The 12,394-nt window shown below is 50.9% G+C and carries 14 protein-coding genes; 9 read left to right on the plus strand and 5 right to left on the minus strand.

Translation table 11 applies throughout. From position 1 onward, the window contains the following. Positions 1 to 2 precede the first annotated feature (2 nt). Genes hybD through hypA form a run of 6 tightly spaced genes read left to right on the plus strand, consistent with a single transcriptional unit; the run spans position 3 to position 3,625 of the window. Entirely contained in the window at positions 3 to 611 is a 609-nt protein-coding gene (gene hybD, locus NA197_RS01180) for a HyaD/HybD family hydrogenase maturation endopeptidase (RefSeq protein WP_000852661.1), read from the plus strand. Then, positions 611 to 910, plus strand: a complete 300-nt coding sequence (gene hypC, locus NA197_RS01185; protein WP_000334910.1) for a HypC/HybG/HupF family hydrogenase formation chaperone — start codon at positions 611 to 613, stop codon at positions 908 to 910. Before hybD ends, hypC begins: the two co-directional genes overlap by 1 nt. Then, positions 907 to 1,317, plus strand: coding sequence for a hydrogenase (locus tag NA197_RS01190; protein ID WP_000155989.1), 411 nt, complete (start codon positions 907 to 909; stop codon positions 1,315 to 1,317). The genes hypC and NA197_RS01190 overlap by 4 nt, the downstream gene beginning before the upstream one ends. 17 nt (positions 1,318 to 1,334) lie before the next feature. Further along, on the plus strand, positions 1,335 to 2,396 hold the full coding sequence (locus NA197_RS01195) for a hydrogenase expression/formation C-terminal domain-containing protein (protein WP_001016739.1): 1,062 nt from the start codon (positions 1,335 to 1,337) through the stop codon (positions 2,394 to 2,396). Then, positions 2,384 to 3,271, plus strand: a complete 888-nt coding sequence (locus NA197_RS01200; protein WP_001189393.1) for an ATP/GTP-binding protein — start codon at positions 2,384 to 2,386, stop codon at positions 3,269 to 3,271. Before NA197_RS01195 ends, NA197_RS01200 begins: the two co-directional genes overlap by 13 nt. 12 nt (positions 3,272 to 3,283) lie before the next feature. Then, positions 3,284 to 3,625, plus strand: coding sequence for a hydrogenase maturation nickel metallochaperone HypA (gene hypA / locus NA197_RS01205; RefSeq protein WP_000544772.1), 342 nt, complete (start codon positions 3,284 to 3,286; stop codon positions 3,623 to 3,625). 129 nt (positions 3,626 to 3,754) lie between these two features. Here the strand turns inward: hypA and ompC are convergent, their stop codons facing one another. Continuing rightward, entirely contained in the window at positions 3,755 to 4,873 is a 1,119-nt protein-coding gene (gene ompC, locus NA197_RS01210; RefSeq protein WP_000758336.1) for a porin OmpC, read from the minus strand. A 716-nt stretch (positions 4,874 to 5,589) separates the two neighbouring features. Between ompC and NA197_RS01215 the strand changes: the two genes are divergently transcribed. Further along, positions 5,590 to 6,132, plus strand: coding sequence for a YybH family protein (locus NA197_RS01215; RefSeq protein WP_064043548.1), 543 nt, complete (start codon positions 5,590 to 5,592; stop codon positions 6,130 to 6,132). 55 nt (positions 6,133 to 6,187) lie between these two features. On the opposite strand, the gene NA197_RS01220 is transcribed toward NA197_RS01215, so the two are convergent. From NA197_RS01220 to sad, 4 genes are all read right to left on the minus strand, one after another. Further along, positions 6,188 to 7,102, minus strand: coding sequence for a bestrophin family protein (locus NA197_RS01220; protein WP_001670736.1), 915 nt, complete (start codon positions 7,100 to 7,102; stop codon positions 6,188 to 6,190). A gap of 256 nt (positions 7,103 to 7,358) precedes the next feature. Beyond that, positions 7,359 to 7,718 carry a DUF4186 domain-containing protein gene (locus NA197_RS01225; protein WP_064043547.1) on the minus strand — a complete coding sequence of 120 codons (360 nt, stop codon included), beginning with the start codon at positions 7,716 to 7,718 and terminating at the stop codon, positions 7,359 to 7,361. Next, the gene (gene glsB, locus NA197_RS01230; RefSeq protein WP_000090081.1) at positions 7,718 to 8,644 is read right to left on the minus strand and encodes a glutaminase B; all 927 of its coding nucleotides are present in this window, start codon (positions 8,642 to 8,644) and stop codon (positions 7,718 to 7,720) included. Before glsB ends, NA197_RS01225 begins: the two co-directional genes overlap by 1 nt. A gap of 72 nt (positions 8,645 to 8,716) precedes the next feature. Next, positions 8,717 to 10,105, minus strand: a complete 1,389-nt coding sequence (sad, locus tag NA197_RS01235) for a succinate-semialdehyde dehydrogenase (RefSeq protein ID WP_064043546.1) — start codon at positions 10,103 to 10,105, stop codon at positions 8,717 to 8,719. Between the two features lie 102 nt (positions 10,106 to 10,207). Here sad and ptrR point away from each other — a divergent pair, with 102 nt between their 5' ends. Next, positions 10,208 to 11,080 (plus strand): putrescine utilization regulator PtrR, encoded by an 873-nt coding sequence (gene ptrR, locus NA197_RS01240; protein ID WP_000366539.1) that lies wholly within the window; start codon positions 10,208 to 10,210, stop codon positions 11,078 to 11,080. 115 nt (positions 11,081 to 11,195) lie between these two features. Continuing rightward, on the plus strand, positions 11,196 to 12,386 hold the full coding sequence (locus NA197_RS01245) for a sugar transporter (protein ID WP_064043545.1): 1,191 nt from the start codon (positions 11,196 to 11,198) through the stop codon (positions 12,384 to 12,386). Positions 12,387 to 12,394: the final 8 nt, after the last annotated feature.

Genomic DNA, 12,394 nt, shown 5'->3' on the forward strand with positions numbered 1-12,394 from the left:
CAATGGCAGAAGTAACAATCTTAGGGCTTGGCAACCTGCTTTGGGCAGATGAAGGGTTCGGCGTCAGAGCGGCGGAAAAGCTGTTTGAACAGTATGCCGATAACGAGAAAGTTGACGTTGTTGATGGCGGTACGCAGGGGCTGGCGCTGCTGCCCTGGCTGCAACAGACCGAAAAACTGTTAATCATGGATGCTATCGATTTTGGTATGGCGCCAGGTTCGCTGGCGATGTTTCGTGATGAACAGGTTCCCGCCTATCTGACGGCGAAAAAACTCAGTTTACATCAGACCAGTTTTTCTGAAGTGCTGGCATTGCTGCAATTAACCGGCGGTCAGTTAGCGGAGATTGTGCTGATTGGCGTGCAGCCGGAATGTCTGGATGACTATGGCGGGAGTCTCACGCCGCAGGTAAAGGCGCAACTGATGCCTGCGGTCTATCTTGCGCAGGAAGTGCTGGCGCAATGGGGTATTACCGCCTCTTCAGCGGACTTGCCCACTGAAAGACTCAATCATTACAGCCTGTGTATGGAACGCTACGAAGATGAACGGCCAGATGCGCAAAGCGCTTGCCGGGTCGGCGATATTCGGGTGCTACAGAGAGAGAAATCATAATGTGTATTGGCGTTCCTGTGCAGGTTATTTCACCCGGTCAGTGGTTCGCCAAATGCCGCGACCGACACGGCGAGCTTATCGACGTTGATATTCGGCTTGTGGCTCCCCCCTTAGCAGGCGCATGGCTGCTGACATTTGGCGGCGCAGCGCGACGAGAAATGGACGAAACGGAAGCCGTTGAGGTACTGGCGGCGCTGGACTCGCTGGAACAGGCCATGCTCACGCAAAGCGATCCGCTGACCGGTTTTGCCGATTTATTATCTCGCACGCCTGAATTACCGGAGCATTTAAAAAAATGACTATCTCACCCCAAAATTCTGTTTGTCCACTGGCGGATAAAGGCTTTCTGGTTACCGATGCGCAAACGCTCCCGTCGTTGATTAATGCGCATCCGACTCTGCTGGTTTTGCTGCAAAGCGACCCCAACAAACATCCGGAAGTCGCCGACAGTTGGGTCATTATCCCGGAGATCCTCAAGCAATTTCCGGCGACGTCTTATACCGCGGCATTTGCGGATAGCGAACAGAGTGAACTGATCGCCCGGGAGTATCGCATTCTGAAATATCCGGCGCTGCTTTTCTTTCGCCAGCACCGTTTTGTCGGCAGTCTGGCGGGATTATATAGCTGGCAAGAATACTCTCAGCGGGTGGCCGCATTGCTGACCACACCGGGCTATCGTCAGGATATTCCCGTTATCACGCAATAGAATGAAAGGTAACACACGTGAATCATTCCAGAACTATTCCAGTCGTTAATATTGCCGGGCCAGGCTCGCAGCCAGAAGAGGAAGACTTTAACTTTCTTCCTATCCCCGCCGGCATTAATCTCCCACTGACGCCGGTTTTACCGGAACAGGCGCTGCCCGCTGAGCTTCGTGTTGCCAGACACATCCTGACTACGCTTATTCGCGATATGGATAACCCGGTGGCAACGCTCCCCTTTCCCCTGAGCTATAAGCTGAATGCCACTGAGCAACAGAATAGCGGTTTGTTGGATCAACTGCTCGGCGAAGGTGAAATATCCGCCCGGGTACTATTACCCGATGGAAAAGAACAGCGTATTCAGGAGACGGTTTTTACGGGCGTCTGGCGTGTACGTGAATATAACGCTGACCAGCAACGGGTTGCCGATGAAATTATCATTGGCCCGATCCCAGAGAGCATCTGGCAGACGCATCCGCAGCCGCCGATTACGCCAGAATTGCCGCCGCAACCGGCGGGATTGATGAATGGCGCCTTTATCGCGCATGAAATAGCCGAGCGCGTAAAACAGCCGGTAAAAGAGCCGCACATCATTAACTTAACGCTGTTGCCAGTAAACGATGCCGATCGCGAGTATCTGGATCATTTTTTAGGCGAAGGTTGTAGCGCTATTTTTTCACGCGGATATGGTAAATGCCGGATTGTAAGCACGCATTTTCCCGGCGTATGGCGGGTCAATTATTTCAATGATATGAACACATTACTGCAAGATATGATTGAGATAGCGGACATTCCTGATATCGCCGTTGCAGGCATCGATGATATCGAAGATGCCTACGCGGGGCTAAAAAATACGTTGGAATGGTTGAAAGAATACCCGGTTACAGAAAATGAGCCAGTGGTGCGCATGGAGTGCAAAGTATGTTGGTGGGTTTACGACCCTGCGCTGGGCGATGATGTATGGCAAATTCCACCCGGCGTGCCCTTCAGCCAGTTACCTGATTACTGGTGCTGTCCGGTTTGCGAAACCAGTAAGTCCGGGTTTATGGTGATCGATGAAGGTAATAATTCGTGCAAAGATTGACCGTCTATTCTCACCCGCTACGGATTATCTGGCAGGAGGCGCCGATCGGTCGTTTGTTACAGGGCGCAACGCCGGTATACGCAAAAACGCTTATTTCACGTTTGTTTACGTTGTGCGCTCAGGCGCACAGCGCGGCGGCGGCTTTACTGTTGTTTCCTGAAGAGAAGCCAGATATGCAGGCCGCACAACAAGAGCTGGCGCGAGAAACGCTCCGTCGTGCGTTGACAGACTGGCTCCCCCTGTTTAGCCACCGACAGGCAACCGCTGAAGAATGGGCGTTGTTACGTCGCGGAGAGTTATCCCCGCTGGCAAGCACAATCTTTTTTGACGATGATCCTCAGACCTGGCTTGCCGCTGGCGTAAAGGGCTGGGAAGCCTGGTTTTTGCAAGAACGTTCTGAAACCGCCCGCTGGCTGGCGGCAGTACAGAATATCATTACCCCTACACTACCGATGGCGTCGTCCCCGGACCATACGTTAATAACCCATGGTCCCCTGGATGTCTCGCCTCTGGCTATCGAATATCCGCTGCTGTCAGCCTGTTGTCTTAGCGGAAAAACGACTGCGCTACGTCTGCTGGCCCGCTGCATTACGCTCGCCCGAAGTTTGAGCGCCCTTCCCACCCTGCGCTGGAATCGTTTTGATGATGGCGAATGGAAAATAGCGGTAGTGGAAACCGCGCGAGGATGGTTAGTTCATCAGGCCAGACTGACGACGTCAGGCAATATTCTTGATTACCGTATTATCTCGCCTACCACACGTCACGCCCAACCTGACGGCGTCATTGCTCGCGAACTGGCCACTATTCCACTCTCATTGTGGTCGCAACAGTTACAGGTAATTGATCCTTGTGTCGCCGTAAATATTGTTGAATGAAGGAGCTGGCCCATGCATGAATTAGCCCTGGCGCAAAATATTATCGAATTGCTGGAGGAACAGGCAGTAAATCACCAGTTCAGCAAGGTAAAGCAAGTCTGGCTGGAGATTGGCGTTATGGCCTGTGTTGAGGTGCCGGCGCTGCATTTTGGCCTGGACGTCGCCGCTCGTCATACCCTTGCTGACAATGCGCGTTTCCACATTACTATCGCACCGGCGCAAGGTTGGTGTCTGTCCTGTAATCAACCCTTCACCTCTCAAACATCCACACTCTGTTGTCCCTTTTGTCATTCAGGCAAAGTGCAGATAGATGACAGTAGCAGAATGCGCATTCGCGAGATCGAAGTCGAATAGTCAATAAAAAAGGACGCCAGAAGCGTCCTGAAATAATAAAAGAATAAATTAACAATAATAAAGGTTAAGCAGTGACACAGTTTTGGGAAAAGGAGGGTATCCCTAAACTGTCTTAATCAGCAAGTTTTATCAAAACTCGTAGACTAAGCCGAGCGCCACGGTGTTGTCTGTATTAGGATTCGATGGGTTGCCATCTTTTAGCAGATTGATTTTGTAGTCAACATACGCGGACATATTTTTATTGAAGTAGTAATAGGAACCCACATCAATATATTTTACAAGGTCGAAAGAACCCAGTCCATTAACATCATTGGCTCTGGATTGCAGGAACGCCAGTGACGGGCGTAAGCCATTATCAAATTGATATTGTCCTACCATTTCCCAGTTATCGGTTTTATGTGCAAAGCCGCCCAATGTATCACCCATATAGGTCATATCATAAGTACGGGTATAGTTTGCCGCCAGGTAAATATTATTGGCATCATACTTCACGCCGCCAGTCCAGGCTTCAGCGCGGTCGCCATTGTCGTATTTATCTTGCGTCATCTGGTCAAGCGTGCGTTTGGAACTGGTATAGGCTGCCCCCAGGCTCACCCCCATGCCCAAATCATATGTCGCTGATGCCCCGAAACCATCGCCATTCTGGTACGCGATACTTTTTCTGGCATTATTACTTAAAGGATCGCCTTCTTTCGACAGACCGTCATTTTTACCCTGATACTGCAACGCAATATTCAGACCATCAACCAGACCAAAGAAATCATTATTGCGATAAGTCAGAACGCCATTCGCACGTCCGGTCATAAAATTATCGGAAGCTTCATACGAATCATTACCAAATTCAGGCAGTACGTCAGTCCATGAACCAATGTCGTATAACACGCCATAGTTACGACCATAATCAACAGACCCCATATCGGCAAATGCCAAACCAGCAAAACCGAGACGCGTCCAGCTTTGCGGGGAACCGCTGGAGTCACCATCTTCCGGACGATTGGCGTTGACCTGATACTCCCACTGTCCAAAACCGGTTAGTTGATCGGTAATTTGAGTCTCGCCTTTAATACCCATACGGATATAAGATTGATCGCCATCCGTACTATGATTACTGGAAAAATAATGCAGGCCGTCGACCTTGCCATACAAATCCAGTTTATTGCCATCCTTGTTATAGATTTCTGCTGCGTTGGCGGCTCCAGCCATCATCACGGCTGCGGCTACCGCAGATAACACCACTACTTTTTTCATTTTATATGCCTTATTTGTCTTATTTTTGGACTTTCCGCAAAACCTGCTCGCGGAACTGTCCGGGACAATATCACTAACAATTACCGTGCGTTAAGTTTCAAAGTGTAATATTAGCTTGCTATGTATTAGTGATGTTAAAATGCAAGTTAAGCATGACTACATCAATGATATGCCCTGTTTTCTGCTGTAATAACAAGGGGGTTACCAGTAGAGAACAGGCTTACGGTCGGGGATGCCAGGGCGAGAATGGCACTGAACACTCGGCTGACATTCGTTAAGACGGAATCATAATCAAGTCAGTTGAGGCCACAGCCCTTCTTATTTCTGTGTATAATTTGTTACGTTTACATTTATTTTTAAATTAGCGTTATGAAAATATCAGTACTACTGAAATAGCACTTCTTCGCTTCGTGTATTTTTACTATGGTTAATTATCACATAGCGCAAACGGTCATTTGTGTATCACTATTCATAAGATTAACTATTTACCAGTGGTAATAAACATAAAAGTAAGTCAATGGACAACAACAATACTGAAACTCTAAATGTTGATATTTTGAGTCATGCCGTTACAAACAAATACGATATTCTTAATTGCACAACTCCCTTTTCGGGGTAATTTTATAGAAGGATGTTTTTTATTGTTCGTGAGTCATGCTCCTTTAGTATAAAGGTGAACGTAACAGGAAAGATAAAGCGTCTCAAAAACAGACCATATGGGTATAACTATTATGCAAAAAACGTCACTATTGTTTTCGGCTGCCGCGATAACGTTAACTCTGATGGCGTCATCGGCATCAGCGGCAACGCCAACCGCCGCACAAAATGAAGCTACGTCGACCGTTAAACATGAAATTACAGAAGGTATTAACCGCTACCTTTATTCAATAGATAAGGCAGACCCAACGTTAGGCAAGCAGCTCTTTTATGTTTCATCGGAAACCAGTTTTATTCATCCACGCGGTCACGAACGCGGATGGTCGCAGATCGCTGAAAATTTTTATGGTGCCACTATGGGTAAAACCTTCAGCAAACGCACATTAAAACTGGACGCTCCCCCTGCTATTCATGTGTATGGCAATGCCGCCGTTGCAGAGTTCGACTGGCATTTTACCGCGGTACGTCGTGATAATGGGCAAACTCAACACACGACAGGCCGCGAAAGCCAGGTGTGGGCAAAGATACCAAACACAGGATGGCGAATCGTTCATGTCCACTACTCCGGTCCAGCCAAAACCGGCGTTGGAGAAGGCTATTAAGCTTTGCTCTTCAGGTTATGGCGCAGATGAACATTCTGCGCCAGTTAAGTCGAGCTCAGGTCAGTTGATAGCGTTTATCCGGTATCCGTTTTGCCGGAATATCCCTTTCATCATTCATTTGCAGTAAATCGATTTCTATCGCATTGCATATCGCATCCAGCGGTAAATCATTATTTTCAGTACCGAACGGATCTTCCAACTCTTCCGCTAACGCATCCAGCGCGATAAACGTATAAGAAATAAGCACCGAAATAAACGGCGTCATATAGTGCAGATCAACCACCAGTGCAAATGGCAACATAATGCAGAAAAGATAAACTGTACGATGCAAAATTAACGTATAGGCAAAAGGCACCGGCGTATTGGCGATGCGCTCACAGCCGGCCAATACTGACGACATATCATTTAAGCGGTTGTTGAGGCTATGAAATAAAATATCGGAAAGCTTTCCGCTGCGGCGGCGAATCGCCAGCCACTCTCCCATCAGCAATAAGATACGGTTAGCGGGGGAATGGGAAGCGACAACTTTCTGTAACGCCTCCTGGTCAAGATAGTTGCCCAAAACTTGCGTCTGAGGCTGTCGACGCAATGTCATACGTAAACAGTGGGCAAAAGCGATTTGTAACCGAACAAAATCCTCGATACCGCGTTCATCAGGTAAGGTTGTTTTCACCTCACGCAGTATTGAGCGTGAAGCGATCATCAACTGCCCCCACAAATGTCGGGCTTCGACGTAACGCGCATAACAGGCATTATTGCGAAACCCCAGAAAAATGGCGATAGCGACGCCCAGTATGCTAAACGGCGCAAGGGTAAACTTAATACCCAGCATTGTGTACCAGGGCAGCATGATAATAACGGCGATAGAAAGAAGAAAGTTAAGGAGCAGTCGTGAAAAGATTTTAGATAACACGGAACCATGCCAGACAAATATCAGGCGAATCCAGTGCTGTTGTGGTCTAACGATCATGATTATCTTCAGCAGGTGAAAAAGCACTGTCATTAAACGTGATCCAGATCAAGGTTGCAAGCTTCTGGCGATACACGGGTTCCCTGCCCTGTAGAACATTTTTTTGCACAGTGCTGACAGGCGTTGAAAAAAAACAACTAACTGTATGTTGTAACTAAATATGCGCTTCAGCGCATGAGATATATGACGGTCAACGGCTGCTATCAGTGGTATGAGGGTAATTTATCAGGGAAAGCGTCAGCAACGACGCGCTGCTCTACCGCTGATTCATTTGTATGACCAGCCAGTAATGGATAACGCTGACAATATACTGTTGCTGCGCTTTACTCAGCGGTTCTCCCTGAGGTATCTGGTGCCACTTCGCCAGGCACCCGCGACAGCAGGTTGCCGTCGCATGTTGCGCGATAAATACCGGATGGCCCCGCATCGGCGTTTGCTTACCATCATTCGCCGGGTGAGCTGGCGCCAGTCGCTGGGCGATAAAATCGGCGGCGTGTTTATCAATCACCTCCGCGCCTTTATCCCAGCAATATTGTCTTTCTTTTATCCCGAGACGAAAACGCGAACGAAATGTCGATCGCGCCAGGCGGGCAAAGATCGGTTCAAGCGCATTCATCAGTATACCGAACGTCCTAACGTTTGTGTTAATTGCTCAAGCGCGGCGATACCTGCCAGAGAGTTTCCCGCAGGATCCAGCTCCGGACTCCAGACGGCAATCGCCATTTCATGCGGCACTATGGCGACAATACCGCCGCCCACGCCGGATTTAGCGGGCAATCCCACCCGCCAGGCAAACTCGCCGGCATTCTGATACATCCCGCTGGTCGCCATTAGCGCATTAATCTGCCGGGCCTGCATGGGGGTAACTACCGGCTCGTCGAGATGAAACGCCTCGCCCTGATTCGCCAGAAAGACAAACGTCCTCGCCAGTTCCATGCAGCTCATTTTCAACGCACAGTAGTGAAAGTAATTTTGCAACACGGTAGGCACATCATGATGAAAATTACCGAATGATTTCATCAGCCAGGCAATAGCGGCGTTACGGGCGGAATGCTCAAATTCAGAGCGCGCGACCGTAGCGTCATACGTAATATCCGATACGCCGCAAAGCGCGCGCACAACTTCCAGCATCCGCTGACGCGGCGCGCTAAGCCGGCCTTGCAACATGTCGCATACCACCAGTGCGCCCGCATTAATAAATGGATTACGCGGGATGCCTTGTTCCATCTCTAACTGAACCAACGAATTGAACGGCGAGCCGGAAGGATCTTTTCCGACGCGCTGCCAGATCTCCTCTTCCGGATAATGACGCATCGCCACCACCAGACTGAGCACTTTCGAAATAGACTGAATAGAGAAGCGTTCGTGCGCATCGCCCGCCTGATAATGCTGCCCGTCCACGGTACAAATCGCTATCCCCAGCTTTGAACCCTCGACGGACGCTAATGCCGGAATATAGTCAGCGACTTTGCCCTGGCCAATGAGGGGGCGAACGCGCTGTAAAATCGTCTCTAAAATTGCATTATCCATGGCCCTGGCCACAACATGCTCCTTGCTCGCAGGTCTGAAAAGGCCTGCGAGTATAGCAGAGGGCGCCACGCGACGTCAGGGCGATTAGACGCGGTTCTTCCAGACGGTCTGCACATTACAAAATTCGTGTAAACCAAAGTGCGAAAGCTCGCGACCGAAGCCGCTTTTCTTCACCCCGCCGAATGCCACACGCGCATCGCTGGCGCTGTAACCATTAATGAATACCCCACCGCACTCAAGACGCGCCGCCATCTCCGCGGCCAGCGTATCGTCGGCGGTAAAGATCGTCGCCGACAGGCCAAACTCACTGTCATTCGCCAGCGCGAGGGCGTGCGCCGCATCTTTTGCAACGGTAATGGCGGCAACAGGCCCAAAAAGCTCTTGACGAAATGCCGTCATGTCAGGTGTGACATCCGCCAGAACGGTCGCGGCATAATAGTTGCCCTCCCCGGCGATTTTCTCGCCGCCCAACAGTAGCCGTGCGCCTTCGGCGACGGAAGCCTGCACCTGTTGATGGAGTTCATCACGCAGATCAAAGCGCGCCATCGGCCCCAGGTCATTCTCTTCAACCAGAGGATCCCCCATCTTTAATGCTGCGGCAGCCGCCACAAAACGATCGGTAAACGCCTGCGCAATGCCCTCTTCGACAATAAAACGTTTGGCGGCGGCGCAGACTTGTCCGGTGTTTTGATAGCGTCCGGCAACCGCGGCTTTTACCGCCAGCTCGAGATCGGCATCATTGAGTACAATAAACGGATCCGAGCCACCCAGTTCCAGTACGCACTTTTTCAGCGCCGCCCCAGCCTGAGCGCCAATCGCCGCGCCGGCGCGCACGCTACCGGTCACCGTCACCGCCGTGATTCGCGGATCGTTAATCATCTGACTCACGCCCTCATTATTGGCGTTCACCCATCCATAGACGCCAGCAGGAGTACCGGCTTCCGTCAAGATTCGGGCTATCATCTGCGCGCAACCCGTGACATTGGGCGCATGTTTTAACAAGTAGCTATTCCCCGCCAACAGTATCGGCACTGCCCCGCGTAACACCTGCCATAAAGGAAAATTCCACGGCATTATCGCCAGGATGACGCCCAGCGGACGGTATTCAATCACCGCCTGCTGATTTTCTACCAGCGTAGGCTCAGGATTCAGCATTGCCGGGCCATGTTCCGCATACCAGTCGCATAACGCGGCGGATTTCGTCACTTCCGCACGCGCCTGCTTTATGGGTTTCCCCATTTCACGCGTAATACATTGCGCCATCTCTTCTGCATGAGCGCGAAGCGCCTGACCAATATCACGTAATGTTTGCGCCCGTTGCGCTACTGATGTCATTTTCCACTTTTTGAAACCGCTCGCCGCCAGACTCAGCGCATGTTCAATCTCTTGCGCGTTAGCCCAGGGCATTGCCGCCAGCGTCTGGCCGGTCGCAGGATTCACGGATAACGCCTGTGTTGCAGTCATCATGGTCATGTTCTTTCTCTCGTTATCAGGGGAGTTGTACCATCATGACGCCCTTTACCCTTTCTGAAAAATGAATAATATTAACCAGACTATTCACGAATTGAGAAAACCATGGACCTGACGCAACTGGAAATGTTTAACGCTGTCGCTCTGACGGGCAGCATCACGCAGGCGGCGGCAAAAGTACACCGCGTTCCGTCCAACCTGACCACGCGTATCCGTCAGCTTGAAGCCGACCTGGGCGTCTCTCTGTTTATTCGCGAAAACCAGCGACTCAGGCTGTCACCAGCCGGGCATAACTTTTTACGTTACAGCCAGCAGATCCTGGCGCTGGTTGATGAAGCCCGTATGGTGGTTGCCGGAGAGGAACCGCAAGGACTGTTTTCACTCGGCGCGTTAGAAAGTACTGCCGCCGTACGTATCCCCGCGCTGCTGGCGGGTTATAACCAGCGTTACCCTAAAATTCAGTTCGCGTTAACGACCGGTCCTTCCGGCGCCATGCTGGATGGCGTGCTCGAGGGAAAGCTGAACGCCGCCTTTATTGATGGCCCGCTAATGCATCCGGGGCTGGAAGGTATACCGGCTTACCAGGAAGAGATGATGATCGTCGCGCCACACGGCCATTCCGTCGTTTCGCGGGCCAGCGAGGTGAATGGTTATAACATCTATGCTTTTCGCGCCAACTGTTCTTACCGACGGCATTTCGAAAGCTGGTTTCATGCCGATGGCGCGACCCCCGGTACGATTCACGAAATGGAGTCATATCATGGAATGTTGGCGTGCGTAATTGCCGGCGCAGGTATTGCGCTGATGCCAGCAAGTATGCTCAACAGTATGCCAGGACATCATCAGGTGGAAGCCTGGCCGTTGGCGGAGAAGTGGCGCTGGCTTAACACATGGCTAATGTGGCGGCGCGGGGCGATGACGCGTCAGCTTGAGGCCTTTATCGAGTTACTTAACGCCCAACTGGCGAGCGTCGACTGAAGACGAAACGGCCTGCGAAGTAAATGAGAAGCAGGTCACAAAATGATTGTCTTTTCGCCAGTAAACGTTTTAAGATCGCGGCCTCACCTTCTCGCAACTAACCCGAAATATTTTTATGACAATCAATCCAGTTTCCCGCAAGGTCGCGTGGCTACGGGTAGTTACGCTTGCTATTGCCGCTTTTATTTTCAATACCACAGAATTTGTGCCGGTTGGTTTGCTATCAGACATTGCTGAAAGCTTTCATATGCAAACCGCGCAGGTCGGCATCATGCTAACCATTTACGCCTGGGTAGTTGCCGTCATGTCGCTGCCTTTTATGCTTCTTACCAGTCAAATGGAGCGCCGTAAGCTACTCATTTGTCTGTTTGTTTTGTTTATTGCCAGCCACGTGCTCTCCTTCCTGGCATGGAACTTTACCGTGCTGGTCATTAGCCGTATTGGCATCGCTTTCGCCCACGCTATTTTCTGGTCGATAACCGCCTCTCTGGCGATCCGCCTGGCCCCTGCCGGGAAACGCGCGCAGGCATTAAGTCTGATAGCGACCGGCACCGCGTTGGCCATGGTGCTTGGGCTGCCGATAGGTCGCGTTGTTGGTCAGTATTTTGGCTGGCGCACCACCTTTTTTGCCATCGGCATGGGCGCATTAATTACGCTGCTATGTCTGATTAAGCTTCTACCGAAATTGCCGAGCGAGCATTCCGGCTCACTAAAAAGTTTACCTTTGCTATTCCGGCGCCCGGCGCTGATGAGCCTCTATGTACTGACCGTCGTTGTGGTGACTGCGCATTACACAGCTTATAGCTATATTGAACCGTTCGTTCAGAATGTCGCCGGGCTCAATGCGAATTTTGCTACCGTCCTGTTACTGATCCTCGGCGGCGCCGGGATCATCGGCAGCCTCGTGTTTGGTAAACTGGGTAATCGCCATGCCTCGTCGCTCGTCAGTATCGCTATTGCCCTGCTGGTTGTCTGTCTGCTTCTGCTGCTGCCCGCGGCGGAGAGCGAAGCGCATCTGGCCATACTGAGCATTTTCTGGGGCATCGCGATTATGGTGATAGGGCTCGGTATGCAGGTGAAAGTACTGGCGCTGGCCCCGGACGCGACCGATGTCGCAATGGCGCTATTTTCAGGCATCTTTAATATTGGTATTGGCGCTGGCGCGCTGGTAGGCAATCAGGTGAGTTTGCACTGGTCAATGTCGGCCATCGGCTATATTGGCGCCATACCCGCCTGTGCCGCGCTGGTATGGGCTGTGCTCATATTCCGCAAATGGCCAGTGACGCTGGAAGAACAACCGCATTAAGACATTCG

The sequence above is a fragment of the Salmonella sp. NW884 genome, assembly GCF_051700745.1.
Lineage (GTDB): Bacteria > Pseudomonadota > Gammaproteobacteria > Enterobacterales > Enterobacteriaceae > Salmonella > Salmonella enterica.

Excerpts from the sequence above, each read along its gene's own strand:
- NA197_RS01220 (WP_001670736.1), bottom strand. The coding sequence starts at position 7,102 with ATGATCGTTAGACCACAACAGCACTGGATTCGCCTGATATTTGTCTGG.
- NA197_RS01215 (WP_064043548.1), top strand. The coding sequence starts at position 5,590 with ATGGGTATAACTATTATGCAAAAAACGTCACTATTGTTTTCGGCTGCC.
- NA197_RS01245 (WP_064043545.1), top strand. The coding sequence starts at position 11,196 with ATGACAATCAATCCAGTTTCCCGCAAGGTCGCGTGGCTACGGGTAGTT.
- hypC (WP_000334910.1), top strand. The coding sequence starts at position 611 with ATGTGTATTGGCGTTCCTGTGCAGGTTATTTCACCCGGTCAGTGGTTC.
- hypA (WP_000544772.1), top strand. The coding sequence starts at position 3,284 with ATGCATGAATTAGCCCTGGCGCAAAATATTATCGAATTGCTGGAGGAA.
- NA197_RS01225 (WP_064043547.1), bottom strand. The coding sequence starts at position 7,718 with ATGAATGCGCTTGAACCGATCTTTGCCCGCCTGGCGCGATCGACATTT.
- ompC (WP_000758336.1), bottom strand. The coding sequence starts at position 4,873 with ATGAAAAAAGTAGTGGTGTTATCTGCGGTAGCCGCAGCCGTGATGATG.
- sad (WP_064043546.1), bottom strand. The coding sequence starts at position 10,105 with ATGACCATGATGACTGCAACACAGGCGTTATCCGTGAATCCTGCGACC.
- ptrR (WP_000366539.1), top strand. The coding sequence starts at position 10,208 with ATGGACCTGACGCAACTGGAAATGTTTAACGCTGTCGCTCTGACGGGC.
- hybD (WP_000852661.1), top strand. The coding sequence starts at position 3 with ATGGCAGAAGTAACAATCTTAGGGCTTGGCAACCTGCTTTGGGCAGAT.
- NA197_RS01190 (WP_000155989.1), top strand. The coding sequence starts at position 907 with ATGACTATCTCACCCCAAAATTCTGTTTGTCCACTGGCGGATAAAGGC.